The sequence below is a fragment of the Rathayibacter tritici genome, assembly GCF_002932875.1.
In the GTDB taxonomy this organism is placed as follows: domain Bacteria; phylum Actinomycetota; class Actinomycetes; order Actinomycetales; family Microbacteriaceae; genus Rathayibacter; species Rathayibacter tritici.
Genome location: NZ_PSWS01000056.1, coordinates 1 through 25,889 on the forward strand (window position 1 = coordinate 1; position 25,889 = coordinate 25,889).

Consider the following 25,889-nt stretch of genomic DNA (forward strand, 5'->3'; position numbering starts at 1 on the left):
TCCGCCCTCGGCTTCCGCAACCTCACCAACTACATCGCCCGCAGCCTGCTCGAAACTGGCGGCTTCAGACCCCGACTACACCCTCAATTACGATGAGCCGCTTTACCGAGGAAGACAAGCGCGACGGAAGACAAGCGCGACGCGATCGCGTTGATCATCGACGGCGGATATTCCGTCGCGGAAGTGTCGAAGCAACTCAACGTCAGTGAGACAAGTGTCAGAAAATGGATGGCGAAAGCCGCGCCCACCCCGCTGTGCGACGCGGCCGATGTTGGCGACACGCCCTTGACGGAACCCGAGCGTGCCGAGGTGAAACGCCTTCGACGCGAGCGCGCACATAGGGAAAGGCAGATCAACTTCGCAAAAAAGTGTCGACCTGGTTCGCGAACGGCCAGCGGTACTCTGCGCTGGCATCGCTGACTGGGCTGCATCGGCTGAATATCCCGTCGCGTTCATGTGCATCGAATGGGGTGTCTCGAAGTCCGGCTACTACGCCTGGCTTGGTCGAGTGACGAGTGCGCGCGCTGTGACGGACGAGGCTCTCCTCGCGGTCGCTGGGTCGGCGATATCACCTCTATCACGACCTGGAACGGGTGGGCGTATCTCGCGACGGTCATTGGCGTGTATTCACGCTGACGCTCGACGGGCGTCGCGCTGACGAGGAACCATGACCGATATCATCCTGGCGGCGCTGCCCGCTCCCTACGGGACGCAGGCCCTCCTCGCACAAGCATGGGACGTCGCCGGGCCGCAGGTCCTCGCTGTCATCGGTGACGACGGGGTCCTCGCCGACTTCGCCCAGGACAACGGCCTGCCTGGCGCCGACGTCCGCTACGACATGTCCGAGTACTCGGACCGGCTCGACGACGGCGACGGCGTCCGCCAGCACTTCACGGAGTTCGGCTACGGCGAGGAGCACAACGTGTTCGTGATCCCGCTCAGGTAGGCCGGACTGGCGGCTGGCGCTCGTTCGTCGTGACCAGTGCTCGCCCATCTGTGAGGCAGCTCGGCCGGTCGCTTCGGCCCTCCTGCCGGCGAGGCGCAGCAGATGCTGGGCAGCCAGTCGGTGGCGACTGCGCGAAGAAGACCCGAGGAGTGGAGTCCCCGGGCCTTCTTCAACGACCGTAGCGTGTCCCACCGGAGGTTTCAAACCCGGTCGAGAAGCGTGTCCATGTTCATGGCCGCAGTGGGTCTGATTGGCCAGTTGGAGGCAGTACCTGCCTGCAACGGCCCTTAGGGTGGAACCACCAGATCGGTGCGCAGCAGCGGAGTCTCGGTGATTCTGAGTCAACCTCGGTGGCGGCGGCACGAGGACCTACAAACCGGTAGGTTCTTGGTTCGAGTCCAAGTGGGGGAGCGAAGGGTCCGGGACTCCACTCTCAGGCCCTTTTTCTCTGCCTGCGGGCGGTCCGCCTCCGAGACACCGCCGCTGGCGCAGACCACAGATCGGAGGCGCGATGCGCGAGGACGTGCTCGCCCTCCTCCGCCGCCTGCCCGATATCGAGGCGCCGGATCTGGTCGCCGTCGATGCGAGCGACCGCCTGCTCCTCGGCCTCGCCCCCGAGCGAGGCCGCATCGCCGTCGTAGGCGACGCTTACGGCGCACTGAGCCTCGCTCTCGCCGCCGACGGCCGACCCGTGCGCGTCGTGCAGGACTCGATCACGGCCGAGCGCGCTCTCGCCCAGAACCTCGAGGCGGTGCGCGCTTCCGGAGTCGATCCCGCGCCGATCGACATCGTCGACTCCGTCGCCGCGGCCGTCAGCGATGCCGACACGGTGCTCGTCCGCCTGCCGCGCTCGCTCGACGCCCTGGCTGCCCTCGCCGCCGAGACAGCACTCGCGAATCCGGCCGCGACGCTGATCAGCGCCGGCCGCATCAAGCACATGACTCGCACGATGAACGACGTGCTCGCCAGGCGCTACGGCCGGATCGACGTCTCGCTCGCCCGACAGAAGTCCCGTGCCCTGCTCGCGAGCGAGGCGCACCACGACCAGCCGCCAGCTCCGGAGCCTGAGCGCCGCCGCCTCGACGAGTTCGACCTCGAGGTTGTCGCCCTGCCCGGTGTTTTCGCCGGCGCACGCCTGGACCTCGGCACCCGGGCCCTGGTCGCCGCGCTCGACCTCGACTCCCTTCCCGTCGGCGCCGCCCTCGACCTCGGCTGCGGCACCGGCGTGCTCGCCGCCGTGCTCGCCCGCGCGCGACCCGATGTCACGGTGACGGCGACCGACAGCTCCCGCGCCGCCGTCGAGTCCGCCCGGGCGACCGCTGCGGCCAACGGAGTCGCCGTCCGCGTCCTCCGAGACGACAACGCCTCCACTCTGGAGCCGTCCTCGGTCGACATCGTGCTCTGCAACCCGCCGTTCCACTCCGACGGAGCCGTCACCGACCTCGTCGCCCGGCGGATGCTCCGCGCGGCCGGTCGTGTGCTGCGACCCGGGGGCGTGCTGTGGACAGTCTTCAACTCCCACCTCGCCCATCCGGTGGAGCTGCGGCGCGCGGTCGGACCGACCACGGTCGTGGCACGCGACCGGCGCTTCACCGTGACGCGGTCCGTGCGCTCCGGGAGCTGACGCCTCCGCAACCCCCTCCGCGGGCTCAGGTCCCGGATCCGGCGCGCGGGTACGATCTCTCACCGGCGCCCCCGCGCCGAACCCGTCCCGTTCCCCGGAGGCCGTCGTGCTCGAAGTCGTCCTCGCCATCACCCTGATCGCCGTCGTGGCGGCCGTTGTTCTCTGGCGCCGCGCGGTCGGCGACACACGTCGTGCCCTCGAGAGCCGGGCCGAGTCGTCGGCGCGGGTCGTGCGCCTTGAGCTAGCCGTCGGAGAGCAGGAGGCGCGACTGCGCATCGTCGGCGAGCTCGAGCAGATCGCCGTCCGCAGTGCCGCGCGTGTCGTCGAGGAGGCCGAGAGCGTCAGCCTCACCATCGACCGCGACCCCGCCGCCGCTGCCCGCTCGGCGCAGCGGGCCGTGCGGGCCGCCGAGGCTTCGCTGGCCCAGTTGCGCCGCATCGCGACCGTCGCCTCGGTCGATCCGGGGGACCTGCCGCGCACCGGCGGCTCCGTCCCGCTGATCGACGACGCCCGCGAGCGCGGGCTCAGGGTGCGCGAGGAGTCGTTCGGCGAGCCGTTTATGCTGCGGGACGGTGCCGAGGTGGCCGTGCTCCGCGTGCTCGAGTACGCGTTCGACTCGGCGCTGGCCGCCGGAGGCCCGGGCACCGAGGTGCGCATCAGCTCGCGCTGGACCACCACGGGCCTGCGCGTCGAGGTGGACGACGATCGCGAGCAGCACGCAGCGGCGGAGCAGGACGCGAGCGCCCTCGACGCCGATCTGCGCTCGCTCACCGAGCGGATCGACAGTCCCGCCCTCGCCGAGCTGCGAGAGCGCGCCGCCCTCTTCGGCGGCGATGTGACGGAGAAGCGGACGCCGGGCGTCGGCCGCAGCGTCACCGCTTCCTTCCCCGCGATCCGCCACCATAACGGCGTGCACGGGGTCGACCTGGCCTGAGGAGGTTCTCGAGCCCGCGTCAGTCCTCGGGCCCGCGTCAGTCCTCGAGGTGCTCTTCGCCGGGCAGCCAGGAGACGGCGGGGCCGCCCCAACCGCGCTTGCGGGTGATCTTCGCGACCGACTTCTGGTAGTCGTGCTCAAGGCGGTCGACGTACAGGACGCCGTCGAGGTGGTCGAACTCGTGTTGGAAGACGCGGGCGAACCAGCCGTCGGCGACGATCTCGAAGGGCTTCTGCTCCAGGTCGACGGCGCGGAGGATCGCGCGCTCGGAGCGGCGCAGCGGGAAGCGCTCGCCGGGGAAGGACAGGCATCCCTCCGACTCCGTGTCGTCGTCGGCCTCGCCGAGCGGAGTCGGCGTGACGAACAGCTCCGGGTTGATCGCGACACCCCGGCGGGGGGAACCGTCGTCGTCGGCGTAGTCGTAGACGAACAGGCGCAGGGGGATACCGACCTGCGGGCCGGCGAGGCCGACTCCGGGCGCGGTGTCCATCGTCTCGAACATGTCGGCGACGAGTGTGCGGAGGGTGTCGTCGAACTCCGTGACGGGAGAGGCGGGCGAGTGCAGGACGGGGTCGCCGACGATGCGGATGGGGAGGACGGCCATGAGGGACAGGGTATCGCCGAGTCGCGCGGTCGCCGGGTCGCCCGGTCGTCGGGTCGCCCGTGAGTCGGAAGACTCCTGGGAGCGATCTGGGTAGGGTCGAACCTATGCCCGCCGACCTCGCCGAACTCCTCAACGACCCGGGGAAATTCATCGGCATCCCGATCGCCCTCGTCGGTGCGGTGTTCCTCGCTCTGGGCGCGCAGTTCCAGCACCGCGGAGTCGCGAAAGTCGAACGCTTTTCGAAGCGGTCCGGCTCTTCCGGGCTCAGCGGGGGCCAGCTGGTCGCGCTGCTCTCGCGGCCGTCGTGGGTGATCGGCACGCTGCTCCTGGGCCTCGCGATCGTCTTCCAGCTGACCAGCCTGGGTTTCGCGCCACTCATCGTGGTGCAGCCGCTCGGAGCCGTCGCGCTTGTGATCACGACGATCGTCAACGCGCGGGTCAGCCATGTGCGACTCAATCCGGCGTCGATCCGGGCCGTCGTGCTCTGCGTTGCCGGCGTGGGCATCTTCGTCCTCGTCGCTGCCTTCAATGCTGTCGACAAGTCGATCAAGACGCCCGAGCTCATCACGATCCTGGTGATCCTCGGAGTGGTCCTCACGGTGTTCGTGATCGCCTTCCGCGTCTTCCGCCGCGGGGCGAAGGCGATCTTCTACATTGTCGGGGCGGGAGTGGTGTACGGCTTCGTCGCGACGCTTGCGAAGGTCGTGCTCAACCGCATCAAGTACGGCGAGTTCGATCCGCTGACCACGGTGTGCATCGTGGCGCTCCTCGCGGCGACCGCGCTCGGCGGCTACTTCGTGCAGAACGCCTACTCCTCCGGTCCGCCGGACCTCGTCGTCGCAGGCCTCACCGTCATCGATCCGCTGGTCGCCGTGGCGATCGGCATCATCGTGCTGGGGGAGGCGGAGTACGCGGCTCCGTGGGCGGTGCCGCTCTTCGTGGTGGCCGGCGGTATCGCCATCTCCGGAGTCTTCCTCCTCGCTAAGCACCACCCGCAGGCGCGCTGACGGCGCGGGATCCCGGGTTGGCAGGACTGCCCTCCCTACAATGGGTCCGCGCCGAGAGCCCCGAAACCGAACGACCTCCGCCGATCGCTCCCTTCTCTCCTCGAGCGGCACGACACCGATAGGACCCCGCCCGTGTCAGATCCCCGCGACGCGTCCCGACCGGTGTCGCCCGAATCCCGACCGTTGACGGTCGTGATCGGTTGCGACACGTTCGCCCCCGACGTGAACGGTGCCGCGAAGTTCGCCGAGCGTCTCGCCGCCGGTCTCGAGCAGCGCGGCCACGAGGTTCACGTCGTTGCCCCTTCGGCCGATGGCTGGAGCGGCACCCGGGTGGAGACCCACGAAGGCCGGCGGATCATCGTGCACCGCCTCTACAGCTGGCGGTGGTATCCGCACGACTGGCTGCGCTTCGCGATGCCGTGGCGGATCCGCCAGAACAGTGCGCGCATTCTCGACGAGGTGAAGCCCGACGTCGTGCATTTCCAGTCGCACATCATCGTCGGCCGAGGACTCGGCATCGAGGCGGCCAAGCGCGGCATCCGCATCGTCGGCACGAACCATTTCATGCCGGAGAACATGCTCGAGTTCACCCTGTTGCCCAAGGCCGTCCAGGCCAAGGCCGTCACGATGGCGTGGCGGGCCGCGCGCCGCACCTTCGGCCGGGCCGAAGCGGTCACCACGCCGACCCGTAAGGCCGCGCAGTTCCTCGAGAAGTACACGGGCCTGCGGGGCGTGCGCTCCATCTCCTGCGGCATCGACGCCGACAACTACACGCCTGACTTCACCCCGCGCTCCGGCAACACCATCCTCTTCGTCGGCCGTGTGACGGGCGAGAAGAACATCGACGTCCTGCTGCGGGCCGTCGCCCTGCTCGACCCGGCGCTCGACGCGAAGCTCGAGATCGTCGGTGGCGGCGATCAGATGCGCACTCTCCAGCAGCTCGCCTCGACCCTCGGCATCGCCGATCGTGTCCACTTCACCGGTTATGTCGCAGACGCCGAGCTGAAGGAGGCGTACTCCCGCGCCACCGTGTTCGCCATGCCGTCGATCGCCGAGCTGCAGAGCATCGCGACGATGGAGGCGATGGCCTCGGCCCTGCCCGTCGTCGCCGCCGACGCAATGGCTCTCCCGCACCTCGTGCACAACGGCGAGAACGGCTACCTGTTCGCTCCGGGCAGCGCCGAGGCCCTCGCCGAGCGCCTGACCGCGGTGCTCACCGCCGACGAGGACGACTTCGAGGCGATGAAGCGTGCCTCCCTCCGCATCGTCGCGGCGCACGACATCAACCGCACGATCAGCACCTTCGAGAGCCTGTATCGTGGGGAACCGGTGGCCGATCCGGCCCCCGACGCAGCGTCCGCACCAGCCGCCTCCTGACGGGCGCACGGTCGGTCGCCGCGGGGCGTTAGCTCAGCTGGTCAGAGCAGCGGACTCATAATCCGTCGGTCACGGGTTCAAGTCCCGTACGCCCTACTGCACAGTCCCGATCAGCCGAAGGATCGACACGCGGCTGGCATCCGAGAAAGAGTCAGATCGTGATGGATCTCGTCGTCGCAGATCTCGCTGCCGTCGTCTACACCTCGGGCCGTGTCTTCGACGGATTAGCCACGGGGCGGTTCGACACCGAGAGCTTTCTTCGCTCCGGCGATCTCTCCGGGGTGACCTCCCGCGCCGATCTGGCGCTTCTGGAGGATCTGAGGGACGCCTCCCGTTTCATCATCGAGAACCGGACGCGCCCGATCGACGCGGACTATGTGCGCGAGATCAACGGCACCCTCACCCGCAGCGGCTCTCTGCACCCCGGTCGGCTCCGCAGCACGACCGATCGCATCGGTGTGTCCACCCGATTCGGTCGGCACGAGCCGGAGGCGGTCGACGAGGCAGGCCTCCAGCGAATCCTCGTTGCGGCGTGCGCGGCCTTTGGTCCTCGCGAGCAGGCCCTCGATCTCTTCGTGAAGATCGCGAAAGCTCAGCCCTTCATGGACGGTAACAAGCGCACCGCGATCTTTACCGCGAACAGCCTGCTCCTGCGTCAGGATCCGCCCGAGCTGCTCACTGTCCCCGTCGACGAGCGGGCCCCGGACTCGGCGCGCCGCTTCAATGACCTGCTGGCGCGCGCCTACCTGCACGACGAGCACGACCCCGTGAAGGACCTGCTTCGTCGCCATGGCTTCCAGCCCGTCCGCCCGCGAAGCATCTGATTCGTCGATTCGTTCACTCGCAGAACAATTCGTCGGCGATGTCTGGTGATTGCGGGGATGCAACCAAGCAAGAATGGTGCACCGCAGCACAGAGTCAAACTTGCTGCGGTTCTCACGAGAATATTGAGAGGAGATGCGGAGATCACTGCGACGGCTGGGATGAGAGCGCTTGCTTCGACTGCGCACGACTCGACTCGATTGGCGATCGTTCGCAGATCGGAGTAGACATCGGTCTACCACTAGTGGTTCCACGAAACTGAGCGGACTCACGATTACGCGGTGAGGTTCGGAACAATGAAGAAGAAACAGACAACGAAGGCGTTCTTTTGTCAGGTGGTTGCTGGGTCGGCGGCGCTTGTGCTTTCCGTCGGCGCCATTTCGCCGTCAGTAGGTGCAGCAGAGATGTCGCCTCCTCGTTCGTCGGCTTTGCCCGGCCAGCCCGATCGCGCCGCCCTTGATGCCGCAATCTCCTCTCTCCCTGGTTCTTCTCTTCCCCGAAGGACGCATCGCGAAGGAGGAATGACCGTCACACACTACGACCTGGGCGATGGGCTCACGATCACCACGGAAGCCGTCGAACCGTCTGCTACGTCGTCGATCGTCGGAGTGTCTCTACTTGGCGGAGGGTGGGACGTGAGCGGGCCATCCTTGGATATGAACAGGGTTGACCAAGGGGTGGCTGCGTCGGGCGGTGCAGCAGGCATGGCGGCAGCCTACATCGCGAGCAACGGCATGTGCGAGGCTGAATTGCGTATTCATGTGCCAGAACTCGGGTATCCGGAGTGTGTGTCATCGTCAAGCCGCCATTGCAGATAAGATAAGGCGTCACGGCGGGTATCATCGTCGCCGCGGTGGCCGTTCCGGTCTTCGCAGTGAAGAATGGGCTCTCGCTGGCGGAAACGGCGGGAGTTGCGGCCGGATGTCTGGTGATCATCTCCGCCCTGTATCTGTTGATGAGTGCCATCAATCGGGTCAGGGGACGGGGCGACGGCGGACGATAGGGGCCTCGTGTGCGCCGCGTCTTCGACGGCGAGAAGACAGCCTGACCATCAATGCTAGGGGACGTTCGTGAACACCGAGTCTTCGTAGTCGAACGACGGAGCGATCTGGACGATGACCTTCGCGGGGTCTGCAACGGAATAGGCCTCGGTCCATGTCACCGTACCGCCGGGCAGGATGACCGTGTTGGGCGTGGTGTTTACGTCGACCGTCTCGTTCCCTGCGTCGAAGATGCGCGACGCTTCGACGCCGCCGGACGCTACCCGGGAATAAGTGGACGGGTCCAGGTTCACGTCTGAATTGTTGGTGATAGTCAGAGTGAACGCGATGTTCGCCGCTTGTGTTGCTCCCGATGCTTACTCGCCCGGAATGTACTCGCCCGGAGCGGACACGCTGATGGCAACGCCGTCGGTGTAGGTGACGGCCGCTCCGAATGCAGAGTTCAGATCGGCCACCGGCGCGGGTTCGGGAGCATCGGGAGCAAAGGACGGATCGGAGGCAGGCGATTCCTGGATGGAACCGAGGGCGAGGCCGGTGATGCTGAGCCACTTCGGGTGTCCGCGCTTGATGAGGGCGATCGCGCCGACGATGACGGCTCCAACGCCGACCGGAATTGCGAGTCCCCAAATGAGGGGAATGATCGAAAGGATGATCGCGACGATGCCGAGGATGAGTGCGGTGAGGGCCAGAGCACTGCGAGGGCGAACGGGCGCGGGCTCCGGGCCGACCTCGGTTGTGGGTACTGGGAAGGGGGGTGCTGTGTCATTCGATAAGTGTTGCAGTCCGGCGACCGTAGAGAATAAGTAGTTTAACTCTTGTCTCTCGCTGACGTCTTTCTTTTCTCGATTCTTCACAAGTCTGTTAAGCCACCACTTCACAGCGAGGTCTCCGGCAACTTCGATTATCGTGCTCTCGTCACGAAGGCGACGTCAGGTTCGTCGGAACTCGGCAGGCCCCGCACGTCGCCCCCGCCGAACCGCTAGCACGTCCCGCCCCGCCGCGCCCGTACTGGCTGCTCCCCGTTCGACGTGGTTGCCTGATCCCGTGCCTGATCTCCCGATGTTCCCGCTCGGCTCCGTGCTCCTGCCGCACATGCCGCTTCCGCTCCGGCTCTTCGAGCCGCGGTACCTGCGGATGCTCGGCGACGTCCTCGAGGACGAGACCCTCGCGTTCGGCGTCGTCCTCATCGAGCGCGGCCAGGAGGTGGGCGGCGGCGACCAGCGGTTCGCGGTCGGAGCCCGGGCGCGCATCCTGAATATCGACGGTGCCGAGTCGTTCGTCACGCTCGACTCGGTTGGCGAGGAACGGTTCGAGGTTGTCCGTTGGCACGAGGACGACCCGTACCCTCGCGCAGAGGTCCGCCCTCTGCCCGATCTGGAGTGGGACGAGAAGCACGCTCCCGCGCTGGCGGCGGCGGAGTCGGCGGTCCGCACGGCGCTGGCCGTGGCGAGTGAGTTCGTCGAGCAGCGCTACGGAGCCGTCGTCGAACTGGCCGAGGATCCGGCCGCCCACGCCTGGCAGCTCGCGGGCGTCGCTCCGGTCACCGAGTTCGACCGGCTGGCGTTCCTCCGCAGCGCGACGATGGAGGAGTTGCTGGAGTCGGTGCGTGAGCGCTCGACCGAGGCAACTGAATCGTTCCGGGCCGGCTGGGCATAAATTCGAAGTCCCATCAGCCCTCGAGGCTGACGCCGCGCTCCTCCGCCAGCTTGGCCAGGTCGTCCACGATCACGAGTGCCATCCGCACCGAGCGGTCGCGGCGGTACTCCTCCGCCTCTGGGTCCAGGCGCGTCGTGCGGTCGAGAGTCTCCTCGATCGACTGGGCCAACTCGCGCCAGGCGTCCTGACGCGCGTCGTCGACGAGCGTGGTGAGGTACTCGCGGTCTCGGGCGCGCTGGTGCAGGGAGTCGGCGACCAGGAGCGAGAGTTGCTCGCGGTGATCGAGGTTGTCCACGTCCGCCGAGCGGTAGTCGTGCACGTGGTCGGAGCGGCCGCCCACCGACGTCACGTCGGCGGTGATGGTGCGCAGGCGCTCGGCGGCCGCCTCCGATTCGCGCGCCAGCTTCTCGAGCTCCTCCGCAGCGATAACGGAATAGCGGTCGACGTCGAAGGGCACGTCGGCGCGCAGGCCGTCCATCAGCACGCGGTTCTTCACGGCCATCCGGCTCGCGTACTGCGCGAGCATCAGGCCCTCCTCGGCGGCCTCCTCGACGGAGGCGGGCTCACGCGACGGGTTCTCGTCGGGGTCGTACGGTTCCATCTTGAACCTGCGTCGACGCCGGAACCACACGCGCGTCACCTCCATCCCGGAGCAGGCGCCCCGACCGCCGAAGCACCCCCTCGAGAGTACCCGGCGGGGAGGAGTAGCGGGCGGCCGACAGGTGTGGCGGTATCTCCGCTGAGGGCAGGTATCGCGTTGACTGGGTGGATGGATTACCGGCGCATCTCGGTCGTCGTCCCCGTGAAGGACGATGCCCGTCACCTCGAGCAGCTGCTCGAGCTCCTCCGCGAGCAGACGCTCGCCCCGTTCGAGATCGTCGTCGTGGACGACGGGAGTACAGATGACAGCGCCGCGGTCGCCCGCGCGTCGGGCGCCCGGGTGGTGCGGCACGACGGAGCCGGGATCCCGGCGAGCACAGCGCACGGCTTCGACGAGGCCCGCGGCGACGTGCTTGCACGCCTCGACGCGGACTCCCGCCCGGGACCGGACTGGCTGGCGCGCCTGGCCGGCCACTTCGCGGATCCGGAGGTCGGAGCGGTCACCGGTCCCGGCCGCTTCGACGAACTCGGCCCCGTTGCCCGGGTGCTCGCGCGGGTCGCCTACATGGATGCGTATTTCGTCCTGATGGGCTCGGCGCTGGCCAACTGGCCGCTCTTCGGCTCGAACTGCGCCGTCCGGCGCTCGGCATGGGAGGAGATTGCGGAGGAGATGCACCGGCACGACGCCTACGTGCACGACGACGTCGAAATCAGCGTGCACCTGGGGTTGCGGCACCGGATCGTCCTCGACCGTCACCTCGAGGTGGGCATCTCGGCGCGTCCCTTCGGCGCTTTCGCCGACATGCTCCGCCGCTTCGATCGCGCACTGCACACGCTGGCGCGGCACCCGGGCATGGGGTCGTCGCTGCAGCGCTGGACGCACCGTGTGCGCCGCCGTCACCGCGATCGTCTGCGCGCGACGGCCGCGGCGCGCCGCTCCGGCTGAGGCCGCGCCGATTCGCGCAGATCCGGCTAGGCCGTGTCGGGCTCGGGCCGGTGCTCCTTCGGCATCGCCCACACGGCGAGGAGCATGCCCACGGCGAGCACCGTCAGCGCGATGCAGACGAAGCGGGTGCCCTCGGCGAGGTCGGCCGGCGCGGGCACGCCGACGCCCGCCGACGCGTTGACGATCGCGCCGAACACCGCCACGGCGACGGCACTGCCGATGTTCCGGGCGAAGAAGTTGGTCGAGGAGACCACTCCGCGCTCGTTCCAGTCGACGCTCGACTGCGCCCTGATCAGCGTCGGCGTCGCGACGAGGCCCATCCCTGCGCCGATCAGCACGCAGAAGCCCGCGATCTCCCAGAGCGTCGAGGAGGCGCCGAGCAGGATGGTCAGTGCTGTGCCGATCACGACCAGTCCCGCTCCGAGAAAACCCGTGTTGCGGAAACCGATCCGCAGGTAGAGCCGCCCCGACAGGCTCGCCGCAACAGGCCAGCCGAGGGTCATGGCGGCGACCGCGAAGCCCGCGCCGAGGGCGGAGCTGCCCAGCACGCCCTGCGCGAAAGTGGGGAAGTAGGAGGTGATGCCGAGCGTGATCGCGCCGACCGTCACCGAGACCAGGCTGGTCGAGATCAGCACCCGCCGAGTGAGGACCCACAGGGGGAGCACGGGCGCGGCAGCCCGCCGCTCGATCGCGACGAAGCCGACGAACGCGAGGGCCGCGACGACGAAGACGCCGACACCGGCGGGGGAGAGCCACGGCCAGGCGCTGCCGCCCTCGAGCAGCCCGAGGATCAGCAGTGCGGTGCCGACGGCGAGCACGCAGGCGCCCGCCACGTCGATTCGCTGCTTCTCGCCGCGCGCGGTCTCGTGGAAGCTGCGCATCAGAAGGAACGCCGCGAGCAGGCAGAGGGGGATATTGACGAGGAAGATGCCGCGCCACGCGCCGAGGTCCGAGAGCACGCCGCCGAGGGTCGGCCCGACGACGGAGGAGATGCCCCACACGCTCGCGAGATAGCCCTGGGTCTTCGCCCGCTCGGCGACGGTGTAGATGTCACCTGCGATGGTGATCCCCATCGGCTGGATCGCTCCGGCCCCCAGGCCTTGCAACGCTCGGAACGCGATGAGGGCGGGCATGCTCCAGGCGAGGCCGCACAGGAGCGAGCCGACCAGGAACAGGGCGATGCCGATCAGCATGATGGGCTTTCGCCCGATGACGTCTGCGAGCTTTCCGTAGAGGGGAACCGAGACGGCCTGGGCCAGCAGGTAGATCGAGAACAGCCAGGGGAACTGCTCGAAGCCGCCGAGGTCGGCGACAATGGACGGGACGGCCGTCGAGAGGATCGTGGCGTCGAGGGCGACCAGAGCGGTCGAGATCATCAGGGACAGAAGGATCGGGCCGCGCTCTGAGCGCAGTCCGACACTTGCACGGGTGGGGGCGTCGGTCACTCTGCCCAGGCTATCCCCTCGTCGGGGGGTCAAAGCCGGGCGGAAAGGATCCCCTCCGCGCCTGGATAGACTGCACTCATGGAACTCGTTCTCTGGCTCGTCGTGTCCGCCATCGCCGGTGTGGGCATCGTTTCCGGAGTCGCGGCTCTGATCGCCATGACGAGGGCCCCGTGGTCGGCCGATAAGTAATCCACTCCGCGCCGCCTCCGCGCCTGGTCTGTCCCGGCGTTACTCGTGCTTTTGTTCACTCGCCGGACCCTCTGGCTGTTCGAACATGTGTTCGATAGTCTGTGAGTGTACGCCGCGGCGACCGTACTCGCCACGGTGGCCGAGAGACCGGAGACGCGATGATCGAGTGGAGTCCGCTCCAGATGCTGCGCAGCAGCGGGCAGGACGAGTGGGTGATGGTCGACGCGCTGCGCACCGGCAGGATCGGCCTGGTCCGCCGGATCGAGACCGGCCCGTACCGCGAGACCTGGTTCCGGGCGGTGACCTGGGCCGCTGAGCCCGAGAAACGCACGCTCGTCGGTTACTCCCGCTCGATGGACACGATCGCGGCAGCGCTCTGGAAGCATCAGCCGCCGACCGCGCAGGAGAAGGCGTTCCCGGGCTACCCGCCGTCGCGGCCGTCGCCGTGACGTCGACGAGTGGCGCCTCAGCACAGGGAAAGAGAGCACAGGGGAACAGAGCACAGGGGAACAAAGCACAGGGGGAGAATGGCCCGATGCTCCTCGCACTCGTCGGCGGCCCCACCGGGGCGTGGCGAGCGGTCGACCCCGCCAGCGGCGCCGAGGTGGGGAGCGGTCGTGGTCCCGCCGAACTGGCGGCATTCGTCCGCGAGTGGGAGACGGAGCGTCCGCGCTGGGTGTGGGACGACACCGCGCGCTGGTACCCCGCGCTGCTGGCGGCGGGGGTGCTCGTCGCGCGGTGCCACGACCTCCGGTTGGCCCGTGCGATCCTCCGCCGATCCTCGGCCGTCGCCGGTTCGGCCCTCGCGCGGTCGCCCCTGGATGCGTGGGACGCGGGAGCCGTCGCTCCCGCCGCCCTCGACACGCTGATCGGCTTCGAGGAGGCGGCGGGCGGCTCCGACGAGCTCGACCCCGTCCTTGAGCTGGCCCGGCAGGAGGAGGCGCTCGCGGGAGCCGCGGAGGCCGGCCGCCGCCTCCGCTTGTTGCTGGCCGCCGAATCGGTCGGCGCCCTGATCGCGCGCGAGATCGCCGACGCGGGGTTGCCGTGGCGCGCCGACGTGCACGACCGTCTGCTCACCGAGCTGCTCGGCCCTCGCCCGCTCTTCGGTGGGCGTCCGGCGCGGCTGGAGGCGCTGGCCGTTCAACTGCGCGACGAGCTCGGCGCGCCCGAGCTCAACCCCGACTCGCCGGCCGAGCTCCTGAAGGCGCTTCGACGCGCGGGGCTGCCGGTCGAATCGACGCGCTCCTGGGAGCTGCAGGCGATCGAGCACCCCGCGGTCCCGCCGCTGCTGGAGTACAAGAAGCTCTCGCGCCTGCTGACCGCCAACGGCTGGGCCTGGCTCGACGCGTGGGTGCGCAAGGGGCGGTTCCGTCCCGAGTACGTGGTCGGTGGCGTCGTCACCGGCCGCTGGGCGACATCGGGCGGAGGCGCGTTGCAGCTGCCGCGGCAGATTCGTGCGGCGGTGACCGCCGATCCCGGCTGGAGCCTCGTGGTGGCGGACGCGGCGCAGCTCGAGCCGCGCATCCTCGCCGCACTCTCGGGCGACTCCGCAATGGCTGCCGCGGGGCGGGGTCGCGATCTCTACCAGGGCATCGTCGACGCGGGCGTGATCCCCGATCGGCCCCGCGCCAAAGTCGCGATGCTGGGCGCGATGTACGGAGCGACGAGCGGAGAGGCGGGGCGGCTACTCCCGCGGCTCGCGCATGCCTACCCGCGCTCAGTCGCGCACGTCGAGGCGGCGGCGCGGGCGGGGGAGCGCGGCGAGAGCGTCTCGACGTGGCTCGGGCGCAGTTCGCCGCCCGGGCCGGAGGGTCTGGCGTCCGATGCGGCGCGAGCGCGCGAGTGGGGCCGCTTCACCCGCAACTTCGTAGTGCAGGGCACGGCGGCCGAGTGGGCGCTGTGCTGGATGGGCGAGCTGCGGGCGCGACTGCGCGCTGAGGGCGGCGCGCTCGGCCGGGCGCACCTGGTCTACTTCCTGCACGACGAGGTGATCGTGCATGCTCCCACGGAGGTGGCGGAGCGAGTTGCCGGGATCCTCCGCGAGGCGGCGGTGCGTGCCGGACGCTCGCTGTTCGGCGCGGGCGAGGTCGACTTCCCGGTCACCGTCGCCGTCGTCGACTCCTACGACCGAGCGAAGTGAGGCAGGCCTCCCCGCTCAGCACCAGTGCCCGCTCAGCACCAGTGCCCGCTCAGTACCAGTGCCCGCTCAGTACCAGTGCCCGCTCAGTACCAGTGAGGAGAGCGGCTGTTCCAACTCGACCAGGCGTTGCACGGTGAGCCGTAGGAATTCTTGATGTAGGACAGGCCCCAGTCGATCTGCGTCGCGGCGTTCGTCTGGTAGTCGGCTCCGGAGTTGGCCATCTTGCTCGCAGGCAGTGCCTGCGGGATGCCGTAGGCGCCGGAAGAGACGTTCAGCGCGTTCCAACGCCATCCGGATTCGCCGTTCCACAGCGGGATGAGGCAGCGATCGACCTGGTCGGATCCCCAGCCGAAGCGGCCGACGGCCGTGCGGGCGTAGGCCTGAGCCTCAGCAGGAGAGAGGCCATCCGATCGCCCCGTGTAACTGCCGAGAGCACCGATGGTCTTGGCGGAGCTGTTGCGCGCGCCTGTCGGGTCGTCGTCGCCGAGTTCGACGGCGCCTCCGCCTCCGCCGCCGGAGGGTGCCGCCGGAGCAGTTCCCGCTGCCGGAGCGGACGCGGCGAGCTGGCGGGCAGCCTCGGCTTCCGCCGCGAGGCGGGAGAGGCGCTGCTGCTCCTCGAAAGCCGACTTCGCGTCCTGGCCGTCGGCGTACTCCTTCTCGACCTCGGCGGTGGTGTTCTTCAACGAGGCGAGCTGGATGTAGAGCTCCTGGCTGTACTTCTCCTGCTCGGCGACCTTCGCGTCCGCGTCGGCCTGGGCGGACCGGGCGGCCGACAGTGCATCGGCTGCGGCCGTGGCCAGTGAGACCCGCTCGCTCCGGGCCTTTTCGGCCTGGGCGGCGAGGGAGACGGCCTGGTTCTCGGTCGACTGCGCCGCGGTCTGTAGGCGACTGGTCTGCTGCGTGAGCTGGGTCATCGTGCCAAGGCGGTAAAGGAGCTGGCTCGACTGCTCGCCGCCGATGAGGAGATTGAGCGTGGCATCGGTGCCGCCGTTGCGGTAGAGCTGCGCGGCGAGGCGGCCGGCCTGCTCCTTCGCGGAGTCGGCATCGGAGCGGGCGGCGGAGGCGCGCTCCTCGAGGGCGCTCACCCGCTGGGTCGCCTCGTCGAGGGCGCTCTGCGCGGCGTCCGCCTCGGCGGCACGGCTGATAGCCGCGTCGGTGAGCGCTGCGGCCTGATCGCGCAGGTCGGCGAGGAAGGCGGTGATGCGGTCGACCTCGGCGGCGGTGGCGCTTTCGCTCGACTTCGCAGCCTCGACATCGGACCACGACGGGTAGTCGGACGGGTTGTACGCGGCGGACGCCGAGAGCGGAGCGGCCAGGGCGGCGCAGAGAACGAGGACCGTGCCCGCTCCCGTGGCGACGAGGCGCCGACGCGCCCGAGAGGGGACGCGGAGGCCGAGGGGGGTGCGAGGCATGCGAACCACCTTAGGCGACAGCACCTGTGCGTGTCTCACCCGTGCCTCTCTCGTCCCGACTGACGGCGCGACGCCCGCGGCGCGGACGCTCCTGAGCGTAGCCGCGCACCCCGCGTGCCGGACCCTCGCCGGTGAGCTCGTCCCGGGCGGCCTGGAGCAGTCGGCCCAGCGCCTCCTTTCGCACCTGGTCGGCGATCGCAGCAAGGCGTCGCTGCGGGTGCGCGGCGGCGGCGCCGTCCTCCGTGTGCTCCGGGCCGCTCCCGGGCGGGGAAGGCTCGTAGGCATCGAGCACGGCGGCCAGGTCGGCGCCGGACAGGCTCGACGCCAGCAGCACCCGGTCCAGAACGTCGTCCCAGTCCTCCTCCGGGGACGCTCCGTCCCCTCGCAGCCACGCGCTCGCCTCCGTCAGGCCGTCGTCGGTGAGGGTGTGCAGGGGGAGGCCGTCGTCGGTGGAGCCCGCTGAGGTGACGAGGCCGCGCTCGCGCAGGCGCTCGAGCGTCGAGTAGATCTGACCGACATTCACCCGGCGCCGGTGCGCGGCGCGGTCGAGCAGCTCGGCGTGCAGCTGCAGGCCGTAGGCGGGGCCGAGCGTGAGCAGGGCCAGCAGGCCGTCGCGGATGGACACGGTGCTCCTCCCGGCGGTCGTTTGAGGGTGTGCGGTGTCCGGCGGCGCAGACGACCCGAGTATAGGCACGCGGCGAGCCGCCTTGACGCAGGTGCACGGCTCCTGCATGATCGGGCGTGGTGGCATGTCCACCGTCAAACTGAAGAAGGCGCACCGCAGGTGTTCCGTGGTCCGGGTCGTTGGGGAAGACGCACCGGGACGAACGGAGGACAGCATGGTGGCGCAACAAACTCGGGGTGTGCTCTTCGTGCACTCCGCCCCCCGCGCGCTCTGCCCCCACCTCGAGTGGGGGACAGGCCGCGCTCTTGGTCGTGCCGTGAACTTCGCCTGGATCGAGCAACCCGTCCTCCGCGGTGCCCAGCGCGCCGAGTTCGTGTGGGATGGTCCGGTCGGCACGGGAGCGGTCATCGCCTCCGCACTGCGCGGCTGGGCGGACGTGCGCTACGAGGTCACCGAGGAGCCCTCTCCCGGGGTCGACGGAGGCCGTTGGATGCACACGCCTGAGCTGGGCATCTTTTATGCGCAGACCGACAGCGCAGGCAACACGGTCGTTCCGGAGGACCGCATCCGCTCTGCAATGGAGCTCGCCGGCGCCGACCCCATCGAGCTGCACCGTGAGCTCCGCCTGGCCCTCGGCCAGGCCTGGGAGGACGAACTCGAGCCCTTCCGCTACGGCGGCGACTTCGCGCCGGTCGTCTGGATGCACGGGGTCGGCTGAGCGGTGCTCGCCTCGACGCCGCTCCCGCGCGGCGTCGCCGATCGGCTGGCACGTGGATCGTCGGCTCTGCCCCGCTACACGGTCCGGAACGCGACTACAGCATTGTGCCCACCGAACCCGAACGAGTTCGAGAGGGCGACCAGCGGTCCGTCGCCGAGAGCGCGGGGGCTGGTGACGACGTCCAGGGGGATCTGGGGGTCCTGGTCGAGGAGGTTGATGGTGGGCGGCGCGGTGCGCTCGTGGAGGGCGAGCACGGTGAAGATCGCTTCGATGGCGCCGGTGCCGCCGAGAAGGTGGCCGGTCGCCGCCTTGGTCGCGGAGACGGCGATGTTCGGGAGGTGGTCACCGAAGACGCGGAGCAGGGCGCGGTATTCGGCGATGTCGCCGACGGGGGTACTGGTCGCGTGCGCGTTGACATGCGTGACGTCGGTGAGCGCCGCTCCGGCCTGTTCGAGGGCGCCGATCATGGCGCGGGCGGCGGCGGAGCCTTCCGGGTCCGGGGCCGTGATGTGGTAGGAGTCGCTGGTGACGGCGCCGCCGGCGAGTTCCGCGTAGATACGGGCCCCGCGTGCGTGCGCGTGCTCTTCGGTCTCGAGGATGAGCGTTCCGGCGCCTTCGCCGAGGACGAAGCCGTCACGGGAGACGTCGTAGGGGCGCGAGGCGGTCGCCGGGTCGTCGTTGCGGCGGGAGAGGGCTTGCATCGACGCGAAGGCGGCGATCGGGAGCGGGTGAACGACCGACTCCGTGCCGCCCGCGATGACGACGTCGGCGAGCCCGAGCTGCATGTGCTCGTAGGCGTTCGCCAGGGCTTCGGTGCTGGAGGCGCAGGCCGACACATCGGTGCGGGCGTAGGCGCGGGAGGGGATGGCCATGCTGATCGCGGCGGCAGCCGCGTTGGGCATGAGCATCGGGATGGTCATCGGCAATACTCGTCGCGGACCGCGCTCGCGCAGGGTGTCCCACGCATCGAGGAGGGTCCACAGGCCGCCGATGCCGGTGGAGTAGTCGACGCCGACGCGCAGCGGGTCGACGTCGGTGATACCGGAGTCGGCCCAGGCTTCGCGGGCCGAGATGAGGGCGAACTGGCTGGAGGGGTCGAGGCGCTTCGCCTCGGGGCGGGAGAGCACCTCGTCCGGACGCACCCTGGCCTGGGCCGCGAAGGTGACCGGGATGTCGTACTGAGCGACCCAGTCCTGCTCAAGGGAGCGGGCACCCGATTCGCCGGCGAGGAGTGCGTTCCAGGAGTCCCGGGCGGTCCCGCCGAGGGGAGTACTGGCACCGATTCCGGTGACGACGATCTTCTTGGTCATGACGAGCTTCTCTGTTTCGTGGGGTGGATGGCGGACACCCCGGCCGGCGATCACCGGCCGGGGCGTACGGGCGCTGACTACTCGGACGCCTTGACGATGAAGGTGACCGCGTCGCCGACCGACTTGAGGTTCTTGACCTCGTCGTCGGGGATCTTCACGTCGAACTTCTCCTCGGCGTTGACAACGATGGTCATCATCGAGATGGAGTCGATATCGAGGTCGTCCGTGAACGACTTGTCCATCTCGACGGAGTCGGTCGCGATGCCCGTCTCGTCGTTGACAAGCTCGGCCAGGCCGGCGAGGACTTCTTCGTTGGACAGTGCCATGGTTCTCTCCTTGGGGGGTTTCTTCGGGTGTTCGTCAGTGACCGTAGGTCAGTTTAGGGGTGGGGTCGCGCAGGTCAGGGGAGCACCACGACCTGGGCACCGAACACCAGTCCGGCGCCGAAGCCGATCTGCAGGGCGAGTCCGCCGTGCAGTTCCGGGTGCTCCTCGAGCAGGCGGTGAGTGGCGAGCGGGATCGACGCCGCGGAGGTGTTGCCGGTGGTCTCGATGTCGCGGCCGATCGCCACGGTCTCGGGCAGCTTGAGCTGCTTCGCGAGCTCGTCGATGATGCGCATGTTCGCCTGGTGCGGGATGAACGCGGCGAGGTCCTCGGGCTGGACGCCCGCCTCCGCGAGCGCCTGCTTGGCGACCTTCGCCATCTCCCAGACCGCCCAGCGGAAGACCGACGGGCCGTCCTGGCGCAGCGTGGGCCATTCGGCGGTACCGTCGCGGTAGGCGGCGAGCGGGTTGTCCATGCCGACGGTGTCCCACTTGGAGCCGTCGGATCCCCAGACGGTCTTCGAGATGCCGGCGGTGTCGCTGGGGCCGACGACCGCGGCGCCCGCTCCGTCGCCGAGGAGGAAGGAGATGCTGCGGTCGGTCGACTTGACCAGGTCGGACAGCTTCTCGGCTCCGACGACGAGCACGTACTCGGCGAGACCGGAGCGGATGAAGGAGTCGGCCTGGGCGATGCCGTAGGTGTAACCGGCGCAGGCGGCCGAGATGTCGTAGGCCGGGGCCGGATTCGCACCGATGCGCTCGGCGAGCAGAGCGGCCAGTGACGGGGTCTGCACGGTATTGCTGATCGTGGAGACGAGAACGACGCCGATCTGCTCCGGGCGGATGCCGGCCTTCTCGATCGCCTCCAGAGAGGCGGTGGTCGCGAGATCGACCGCGTGGATATCGGCGGAGGCGCGGCGGCGCTCGATGATGCCGGTGCGCTGGCGGATCCACTCGTCGGAGGAGTTGATCGGCTCGATCAGGTCGTTGTTGGAGACGACGAGGTCGCCGCGCGCCGCGCCGATGCCGAGGATGCGGGTGTAGGCGCTGCCGCTGGACTGGGTGAGGGAAGGGGTCGTCATGGGGCTGTCTCCTGCTAGGCGGCGTGCTCGTCGAGGAAGGCGCGGGCGGCGTCCACGTCATCGGGGGTGGTGATGGCAATGCTCGGCACGCCCTTGAGCCCGCGCTTGGCGAGGCCGACGAGCGCGCCGGCCGGGGCCAACTCGATGATCCCGGTGACACCGGCCTCGGCGAACGCCGCCATGCAGAGGTCCCAGCGCACGGGGGAGGCGACCTGGCCGACCAGCAGCTCGAGGAACGCTGCGCCGGAGTCGACGACGGAGCCGTCGCGGTTCGTCCAGAGCCGCAGAGTCGGGTCGGTGGGAGTCAGCCCGGCGGCGACGCCGGCGAGGGAGTCGCGCGCAGGCGCCATGTAGCGGGTGTGGAACGCACCGGCCACCTGCAGCGGGATCACGCGGGTCCCGCGCAGCGGCTCGGCCCTGAGCGCCTCGAGCGCGTCGACCGCGCCGGCGACGACGATCTGGCCGCCGCCGTTGTAGTTGGCGGGCTCGAGGCCGAGTTCAGCGAGTCGGGCGAGGAGCGCCTGCTCGTCACCGCCGAGGACCGCGCTCATCGCGGTCGGCGTCGCGGCGGCGGCGGCGGCCATCGCGCGGGCGCGCTCGCGGACGAACACGAGAGCGTCGGCCTCCGTCAGGACGCCGGCTCCGGCTGCCGCGGTAATCTCGCCGACCGAGTGGCCGGCGATTCCCGCTATCCGCTCGCGGCGCCCGTCCTGCAGCAGTGCGGCGAGGCTGACGAGACCGGCGGAGACGATCAGCGGCTGCGCGATCGCGGTGTCGCGGATGGTGTCTGCATCCGAGACGGTGCCGTGCGCGGCGAGGTCGATGCCGACCGCCTCCGAGTGCGCGGCGACCTGCTCGGCCACAGCGGGCACTCCGAGCCAGGGTGCGAGGAATCCGGGGGTCTGGGAGCCCTGACCCGGGGCGACGACGACGATCACGGTGTCCAGTCTTCCGATCTGCGCTCGCGGGTGCGGCGCGTGGAGCCACTGACAAAGGAGACAGAGCTTGTCGCGGGTCTACAAGATGTCAGCGGCGGGTGGGCTTGCGGCGGACGGCGCCGTCCGGGTCGCTCATCGAGCCGAGGATGAGGGCGGACTGGAGGATGAGCGCCTCGCGGGCTCCCGTCGCGTCCCAGCCGATCACTTCGGCGACGCGCTTGAGCCGGTAGCGCACCGTGTTCGGGTGCACGAACAGCTCCCGCGCGGTCGCCTCGAGCGAGCGGCCGTTGTCGAGGTAGGCCCACAGCGTGCTCAGCAGCTCGGTCGAGTGCGTCTGCAGCGGGCGGTAGATCTGCGTGATGAGGCTCTGCCGGGCAAGCGGATCGCCGGCGAGAGCCCGCTCAGGGAGCAGGTCGTCTGCGTTCACCGGTCGCGGGGCGTTCCGCCACGAGCGTGCCACTGCGAAGCCGGCGAGTGCCGCGCGAGCGCTGCGCGACGCCTCCACCAGGGTCGGCACTTCGTGGCCGAGGACGAGGTGGCCCGCCCCGAATCCGGGTTCGAGCGCCTCCGCGATCTCGAGGAAGGCGACCGGCGGACCGGTCTCCTCCGTGGCGTTCTCGCTCGGCTCCGCCCGGCCGATGACCAGGACGAGCCGACTGCCCTGCACGCCGATCAGCACGTCGGCGTCCATGTGTCGGGCGGTGCGGCGCAGCTGGTCGACGTCGAGCATCTTGGGTGCGGTGCCCACCAGGACGGCGACCTCGCCGTGGCCGTGCCAGCCGAGGGCGGCGATGCGGCTCGGCAGTTCGTCGTCGGCCTCGCCCGTGAGGATCGAGTCGACGACCAGCGCCTCCAGGCGCGCGTCCCAGAGGCCGCGCGCTTCGGCAGCGCGGGCGTAGACGTCGGCGGCGGCGAAGGCGATCTCGCGCGAGTAGAGCAGGATCCCCTCGCGCAGGTCCTCGCCGCCGTTCTTGATCCGGTCCTCGACGACCTCGACGGTCACCTTGATCAGCTGCAGCGTCTGCGTCAGCGACACCGAGCGCAGCAGTTCCCTCGGCGCGGCGCCGAAGACGTCCGCGGCGATCCAGGGTGTAGCCGAGGGGTCGTCGAACCAGGAGATGAACGAGGTGATGCCGGCCTGAGCCACGAGGCCGACGGCAGAGCGCCGGCCGGGGGGCATGCTGCCGTACCAGGGCAGCGTGTCCTCGAGGCGCTTGATCGTCTGCGTCGAGAGCTCGCCCGCGAGGGTGCGCAGCCAGGCGAGGGTCTGCTCCTTCGTGCGCACCGACTCCGCCGTCAGCTCTCGCCGCCCGCGTTGCCCGTGGTGCCGGCGTTCACATCCAGAAGGCGGTACTTCTCGATCGCCTGCACCGCGAGCGAAGGGTCGACCTCGCCGCGCTTGGCGAGCAACTGCAGCGTCCGCACCACGACCGAGGGGCCGTCGATCTGGAAGTAGCGTCGCGCAGCCGCACGGGTGTCCGAGAAGCCGAAGTCGTCCGCTCCGAGCGTCGCGAAGTCGCCCGGGATGAACTGGCGCAGCTGGTCGGGGACCTGGTGCGAGAAGTCGGACACGGCGACGAAGGGGCCCTTCGCGTCGGCCAGCTTCTGCGTCACGTACGGCACCTGCTCGGCGTCCTCGGGGTGGAGGAAGTTGTGCTGCTCCACCTTGATGCCGTCGCGGCGCAACTCGTTCCACGAGGTGACCGACCAGACGTCCGCCGAGACGCCCCAGTCCTCAGCGAGGAGCTTCTGCGCCTCGATCGCCCACGGCACCGCGACGCCGGAGGCGAGGAGCTGGGCCTTCGGCCCGTCCCACTGGCCCCAGGAGATGCGGTGGATGCCGCGGACGATGCCCTCGACGTCGACGTCCTCCGGCTCCTTCGGCTGCACGATCGGCTCGTTGTAGACCGTGATGTAGTACATGACGTTCGGGTCGGAGTGCTTCCCGCCGTACATGCGCTCGAGTCCGGACTGGACGATGTGCGCGATCTCGTACCCGTAGGCCGGGTCGTAGCTGACGACGGCCGGGTTGGTCGCCGCGAGGATCGGGGAGTGCCCGTCCGCGTGCTGGAGGCCCTCACCGGTCAGCGTGGTGCGGCCCGCAGTGGCCCCGATCATGAAGCCGCGGGACATCATGTCGCCGGCCGCCCAGATCGCGTCGCCCGTGCGCTGGAATCCGAACATCGAGTAGAAGACGTAGACCGGGATGAGCGGCTCGCCCTGCGTCGAGTACGACGTGCCGATCGCGGTGAACGCGGCGAGCGCGCCCGCCTCGTTGATGCCGACGTGGAGGATCTGGCCCTGCGGGCTCTCCTTGTAGGCCAGCAGCAGCTCGCGGTCGACCGATGTGTAGTGCTGGCCGCGCGGGTTGTAGATCTTCGCGTTCGGGAAGAACGCGTCCATGCCGAAGGTGCGCGCCTCGTCCGGAATGATCGGGACGACGCGGTTGCCGAAGTCCTTCGAGCGCAGGATGTCCTTGAGGATGCGGACGAACGCCATCGTGGTGGCGATCTCCTGCGTCCCGGAGCCCTTCTTGCCGACCGCGTACGCCGAGTCCTCGGGGAGGTTCAGCTGCGTGTACTTCGAGCGGCGCTCGGGGAGGTAGCCGCCGAGCGCGCGACGGCGCTCGTGCAGGTACTCGATCGCCTCGTCGTTCTGGCCGGGGTGGTAGTACGGCGGGAGGTACGGGTTCTCTTCCAGCTGCGCGTCCGTGATCGGGATGCGCATGGTGTCGCGGAAGGACTTGAGGTTGTCCAGCGTCATCTTCTTCATCTGGTGGGTCGCGTTGCGGCCCTCGAAGCTGCGGCCGAGACCGTAGCCCTTGATGGTGTGCGCGAGGATGACGGTGGGCTGACCCTTGTGCTCCGTCGCGGCCTTCATTGCCGCGTAGATCTTGCGGTAGTCGTGGCCGCCGCGGCGTAGGCCCCAGATCTGCTCATCGGAGTAGCCCTCGACGAGCTTCTTGGCGCGCGGGTCGCGGCCGAAGAAGTTCTCGCGGACGTAGGCGCCGTCCTCCGTCTTGTACGTCTGGAAGTCGCCGTCGGGCGTCGTGTTCATCAGGTCCAGGAGTGCGCCCTCGGTGTCGCGGGCGAGCAGGTCGTCCCACTCGCGGCCCCAGATGAGCTTGATGACGTTCCAGCCCGCGCCGCGGAAGTACGACTCGAGCTCCTGCACGATCTTGCCGTTGCCGCGAACGGGTCCGTCGAGGCGCTGGAGGTTGCAGTTGACGATGAAGTTCAGGTTGTCGAGGCCGTCGTTCGCGGCGACCTGGAGCTGACCGCGCGACTCGACCTCGTCCATCTCGCCGTCGCCGAGGAACGCCCAGACCTGCTGGTCGGAGGCGTCCTTGATGCCGCGGTTGGTGAGGTACTTGTTCGCCTGTGCCTGGTAGATCGCGTTGATCGGGCCCAGTCCCATCGATACGGTCGGGAACTGCCAGAACTCCGGCATCAGGCGCGGGTGCGGGTAGCTGGAGAGCCCGCCGCCCCGGTGCGACTTCTCCTGGCGGAACCCGTCGAGCTGGTGCTCGCTCAGGCGTCCCTCGAGGAAGGCGCGGGCGTAGGGGCCGGGGGAGGCGTGGCCCTGGATGAAGATCTGGTCGCCGCCGCCCGGGTGGTCCTGGCCGCGGAAGAAGTGATTGAAGCCGACCTCGTACAGCGACGCGCTCGACGCGTAGGTCGAGATGTGGCCGCCGACCCCGATCCCGGGACGCTGCGCGCGGTGCACGAGGACGGCCGCGTTCCAGCGGATCCACGCGCGGTAGCGGCGCTCGACGTCCTCGTCTCCCGGGAAGTCGGGCTCGTTCTCGGGCGCGATGGTGTTGATGTAGTCCGTGGTGGGCACCATAGGCACGCCGAGGTGGAGTTCCTTGGAGCGCTTGAGGAGGCTGAGCACGACGTCGCGCCCGCGACCCCGGCCCCGCTCCTCGACGAGCGCATCGAGCGACTCGTTCCACTCCGACGTTTCCTCGGGGTCCGAGTCCACGTGACCGACGGAATACGGGTCCTGATCGTTAACAGTCACCCTCGACCTCTCTCTGGGGGCAGATCGTGCCCGAGACATCACTCTCATGAAGCGGTGCGGATCCGCGGATCCGAGGCTCGGATGACGAGCCGCGCGCAGGCACCTCCGTCAGCCTAGCTCGGATACCGGCGGTTCCTTGGAGTCTGCGCGCAGCAGGTCTAGCATTG

General features: G+C 69.3%; 25 protein-coding genes, 1 tRNA gene and 1 pseudogene. 14 read left to right on the top strand and 13 right to left on the bottom strand.

Annotation, left to right across the window (positions count from 1 at the left end):
- Positions 1-135: 135 nt before the first annotated feature.
- From C5D07_RS16450 to C5D07_RS09840, 4 genes and pseudogenes are all read left to right on the top strand, one after another.
- Positions 136-420: pseudogene (locus C5D07_RS16450) on the top strand (transposase); the annotation flags it as partial.
- Positions 421-667: 247 nt separating this feature from the next.
- A complete protein-coding gene (locus tag C5D07_RS09830; RefSeq protein ID WP_104259272.1) occupies positions 668-946 on the top strand; it encodes a hypothetical protein in 279 nt (92 codons plus the stop codon).
- A gap of 511 nt (positions 947-1,457) precedes the next feature.
- A complete protein-coding gene (locus tag C5D07_RS09835; RefSeq protein ID WP_104259273.1) occupies positions 1,458-2,570 on the top strand; it encodes a class I SAM-dependent methyltransferase in 1,113 nt (370 codons plus the stop codon).
- A 106-nt stretch (positions 2,571-2,676) separates the two neighbouring features.
- Positions 2,677-3,504 (top strand): sensor histidine kinase, encoded by an 828-nt coding sequence (locus C5D07_RS09840; protein WP_104259274.1) that lies wholly within the window; start codon positions 2,677-2,679, stop codon positions 3,502-3,504.
- Positions 3,505-3,541: 37 nt separating this feature from the next.
- Here the strand turns inward: C5D07_RS09840 and def are convergent, their stop codons facing one another.
- Positions 3,542-4,108, bottom strand: a complete 567-nt coding sequence (gene def, locus C5D07_RS09845) for a peptide deformylase (RefSeq protein ID WP_104259275.1) — start codon at positions 4,106-4,108, stop codon at positions 3,542-3,544.
- Positions 4,109-4,212: 104 nt separating this feature from the next.
- Between def and C5D07_RS09850 the strand changes: the two genes are divergently transcribed.
- From C5D07_RS09850 to C5D07_RS15405, 5 genes are all read left to right on the top strand, one after another.
- Positions 4,213-5,115, top strand: a complete 903-nt coding sequence (locus tag C5D07_RS09850; RefSeq protein ID WP_068253611.1) for a DMT family transporter — start codon at positions 4,213-4,215, stop codon at positions 5,113-5,115.
- A 132-nt stretch (positions 5,116-5,247) separates the two neighbouring features.
- Positions 5,248-6,492, top strand: coding sequence for a glycosyltransferase (locus tag C5D07_RS09855; RefSeq protein ID WP_249028218.1), 1,245 nt, complete (start codon positions 5,248-5,250; stop codon positions 6,490-6,492).
- 22 nt (positions 6,493-6,514) lie between these two features.
- A tRNA-Ile gene (locus tag C5D07_RS09860) sits at positions 6,515-6,588 on the top strand.
- A gap of 65 nt (positions 6,589-6,653) precedes the next feature.
- Entirely contained in the window at positions 6,654-7,316 is a 663-nt protein-coding gene (locus tag C5D07_RS09865) for a Fic family protein (RefSeq protein WP_104259276.1), read from the top strand.
- A 294-nt stretch (positions 7,317-7,610) separates the two neighbouring features.
- The gene (locus tag C5D07_RS15405) at positions 7,611-8,132 is read left to right on the top strand and encodes a hypothetical protein (protein ID WP_146076720.1); all 522 of its coding nucleotides are present in this window, start codon (positions 7,611-7,613) and stop codon (positions 8,130-8,132) included.
- Positions 8,133-8,371: 239 nt separating this feature from the next.
- Here C5D07_RS15405 and C5D07_RS09870 read toward each other — a convergent pair whose 3' ends face one another.
- Positions 8,372-8,608: a hypothetical protein gene (locus tag C5D07_RS09870; RefSeq protein WP_068253603.1), complete on the bottom strand. Its 237-nt coding sequence runs from the start codon at positions 8,606-8,608 to the stop codon at positions 8,372-8,374.
- A gap of 63 nt (positions 8,609-8,671) precedes the next feature.
- A complete protein-coding gene (locus C5D07_RS09875; RefSeq protein ID WP_146076719.1) occupies positions 8,672-9,193 on the bottom strand; it encodes a hypothetical protein in 522 nt (173 codons plus the stop codon).
- Between the two features lie 166 nt (positions 9,194-9,359).
- On the opposite strand from C5D07_RS09875, the gene C5D07_RS09880 reads away from it, so the two are divergent.
- On the top strand, positions 9,360-9,971 hold the full coding sequence (locus tag C5D07_RS09880; protein ID WP_237358146.1) for an LON peptidase substrate-binding domain-containing protein: 612 nt from the start codon (positions 9,360-9,362) through the stop codon (positions 9,969-9,971).
- Positions 9,972-9,984: 13 nt separating this feature from the next.
- Here C5D07_RS09880 and C5D07_RS09885 read toward each other — a convergent pair whose 3' ends face one another.
- Positions 9,985-10,572 (bottom strand): hypothetical protein, encoded by a 588-nt coding sequence (locus C5D07_RS09885; protein ID WP_104261896.1) that lies wholly within the window; start codon positions 10,570-10,572, stop codon positions 9,985-9,987.
- A 168-nt stretch (positions 10,573-10,740) separates the two neighbouring features.
- On the opposite strand from C5D07_RS09885, the gene C5D07_RS09890 reads away from it, so the two are divergent.
- Positions 10,741-11,517: a glycosyltransferase family 2 protein gene (locus C5D07_RS09890; protein WP_068253594.1), complete on the top strand. Its 777-nt coding sequence runs from the start codon at positions 10,741-10,743 to the stop codon at positions 11,515-11,517.
- 26 nt (positions 11,518-11,543) lie between these two features.
- Here C5D07_RS09890 and C5D07_RS09895 read toward each other — a convergent pair whose 3' ends face one another.
- Positions 11,544-12,893, bottom strand: a complete 1,350-nt coding sequence (locus C5D07_RS09895; RefSeq protein WP_084416178.1) for an MFS transporter — start codon at positions 12,891-12,893, stop codon at positions 11,544-11,546.
- A 416-nt stretch (positions 12,894-13,309) separates the two neighbouring features.
- On the opposite strand from C5D07_RS09895, the gene C5D07_RS09900 reads away from it, so the two are divergent.
- A complete protein-coding gene (locus C5D07_RS09900; protein WP_068253588.1) occupies positions 13,310-13,600 on the top strand; it encodes a hypothetical protein in 291 nt (96 codons plus the stop codon).
- An 86-nt stretch (positions 13,601-13,686) separates the two neighbouring features.
- Entirely contained in the window at positions 13,687-15,291 is a 1,605-nt protein-coding gene (locus C5D07_RS09905; RefSeq protein ID WP_104259277.1) for a bifunctional 3'-5' exonuclease/DNA polymerase, read from the top strand.
- A gap of 83 nt (positions 15,292-15,374) precedes the next feature.
- Here C5D07_RS09905 and C5D07_RS09910 read toward each other — a convergent pair whose 3' ends face one another.
- Positions 15,375-16,703 (bottom strand): coiled-coil domain-containing protein, encoded by a 1,329-nt coding sequence (locus C5D07_RS09910; protein WP_084415891.1) that lies wholly within the window; start codon positions 16,701-16,703, stop codon positions 15,375-15,377.
- Positions 16,704-16,713: 10 nt separating this feature from the next.
- Positions 16,714-17,328, bottom strand: coding sequence for a PadR family transcriptional regulator (locus C5D07_RS09915; RefSeq protein WP_167542356.1), 615 nt, complete (start codon positions 17,326-17,328; stop codon positions 16,714-16,716).
- A gap of 214 nt (positions 17,329-17,542) precedes the next feature.
- On the opposite strand from C5D07_RS09915, the gene C5D07_RS09920 reads away from it, so the two are divergent.
- Positions 17,543-18,046, top strand: coding sequence for a DUF3145 domain-containing protein (locus C5D07_RS09920; RefSeq protein WP_068253582.1), 504 nt, complete (start codon positions 17,543-17,545; stop codon positions 18,044-18,046).
- 74 nt (positions 18,047-18,120) lie between these two features.
- Here C5D07_RS09920 and C5D07_RS09925 read toward each other — a convergent pair whose 3' ends face one another.
- From C5D07_RS09925 to aceE, 6 genes are all read right to left on the bottom strand, one after another.
- Positions 18,121-19,356: a beta-ketoacyl-[acyl-carrier-protein] synthase family protein gene (locus C5D07_RS09925; RefSeq protein WP_068253580.1), complete on the bottom strand. Its 1,236-nt coding sequence runs from the start codon at positions 19,354-19,356 to the stop codon at positions 18,121-18,123.
- Between the two features lie 77 nt (positions 19,357-19,433).
- Positions 19,434-19,682 carry an acyl carrier protein gene (locus C5D07_RS09930; protein ID WP_068253578.1) on the bottom strand — a complete coding sequence of 83 codons (249 nt, stop codon included), beginning with the start codon at positions 19,680-19,682 and terminating at the stop codon, positions 19,434-19,436.
- 74 nt (positions 19,683-19,756) lie between these two features.
- Positions 19,757-20,761 carry a beta-ketoacyl-ACP synthase III gene (locus C5D07_RS09935; RefSeq protein ID WP_068253577.1) on the bottom strand — a complete coding sequence of 335 codons (1,005 nt, stop codon included), beginning with the start codon at positions 20,759-20,761 and terminating at the stop codon, positions 19,757-19,759.
- Positions 20,762-20,775: 14 nt separating this feature from the next.
- Positions 20,776-21,699, bottom strand: coding sequence for an ACP S-malonyltransferase (locus C5D07_RS09940; RefSeq protein WP_068253574.1), 924 nt, complete (start codon positions 21,697-21,699; stop codon positions 20,776-20,778).
- 88 nt (positions 21,700-21,787) lie between these two features.
- A complete protein-coding gene (locus C5D07_RS09945) occupies positions 21,788-22,984 on the bottom strand; it encodes a PucR family transcriptional regulator (protein WP_237358145.1) in 1,197 nt (398 codons plus the stop codon).
- A gap of 11 nt (positions 22,985-22,995) precedes the next feature.
- Complete coding sequence (gene aceE, locus C5D07_RS09950) at positions 22,996-25,722, bottom strand: pyruvate dehydrogenase (acetyl-transferring), homodimeric type (RefSeq protein ID WP_104259278.1); 2,727 nt, start codon at positions 25,720-25,722, stop codon at positions 22,996-22,998.
- Between the last annotated feature and the right edge of the window lie 167 nt (positions 25,723-25,889).

Coding starts and splice junctions, on each gene's coding strand:
- C5D07_RS09830 (WP_104259272.1), top strand. CDS start 668: ATGACCGATATCATCCTGGCGGCGCTGCCCGCTCCCTACGGGACGCAG.
- C5D07_RS09835 (WP_104259273.1), top strand. CDS start 1,458: ATGCGCGAGGACGTGCTCGCCCTCCTCCGCCGCCTGCCCGATATCGAG.
- def (WP_104259275.1), bottom strand. CDS start 4,108: ATGGCCGTCCTCCCCATCCGCATCGTCGGCGACCCCGTCCTGCACTCG.
- C5D07_RS09850 (WP_068253611.1), top strand. CDS start 4,213: ATGCCCGCCGACCTCGCCGAACTCCTCAACGACCCGGGGAAATTCATC.
- C5D07_RS09865 (WP_104259276.1), top strand. CDS start 6,654: ATGGATCTCGTCGTCGCAGATCTCGCTGCCGTCGTCTACACCTCGGGC.
- C5D07_RS15405 (WP_146076720.1), top strand. CDS start 7,611: ATGAAGAAGAAACAGACAACGAAGGCGTTCTTTTGTCAGGTGGTTGCT.
- C5D07_RS09885 (WP_104261896.1), bottom strand. CDS start 10,572: ATGGAACCGTACGACCCCGACGAGAACCCGTCGCGTGAGCCCGCCTCC.
- C5D07_RS09890 (WP_068253594.1), top strand. CDS start 10,741: ATGGATTACCGGCGCATCTCGGTCGTCGTCCCCGTGAAGGACGATGCC.
- C5D07_RS09895 (WP_084416178.1), bottom strand. CDS start 12,893: ATGATCTCGACCGCTCTGGTCGCCCTCGACGCCACGATCCTCTCGACG.
- C5D07_RS09900 (WP_068253588.1), top strand. CDS start 13,310: ATGATCGAGTGGAGTCCGCTCCAGATGCTGCGCAGCAGCGGGCAGGAC.
- C5D07_RS09905 (WP_104259277.1), top strand. CDS start 13,687: ATGCTCCTCGCACTCGTCGGCGGCCCCACCGGGGCGTGGCGAGCGGTC.
- C5D07_RS09910 (WP_084415891.1), bottom strand. CDS start 16,703: ATGCCTCGCACCCCCCTCGGCCTCCGCGTCCCCTCTCGGGCGCGTCGG.
- C5D07_RS09920 (WP_068253582.1), top strand. CDS start 17,543: ATGGTGGCGCAACAAACTCGGGGTGTGCTCTTCGTGCACTCCGCCCCC.
- C5D07_RS09925 (WP_068253580.1), bottom strand. CDS start 19,356: ATGACCAAGAAGATCGTCGTCACCGGAATCGGTGCCAGTACTCCCCTC.
- C5D07_RS09930 (WP_068253578.1), bottom strand. CDS start 19,682: ATGGCACTGTCCAACGAAGAAGTCCTCGCCGGCCTGGCCGAGCTTGTC.
- C5D07_RS09935 (WP_068253577.1), bottom strand. CDS start 20,761: ATGACGACCCCTTCCCTCACCCAGTCCAGCGGCAGCGCCTACACCCGC.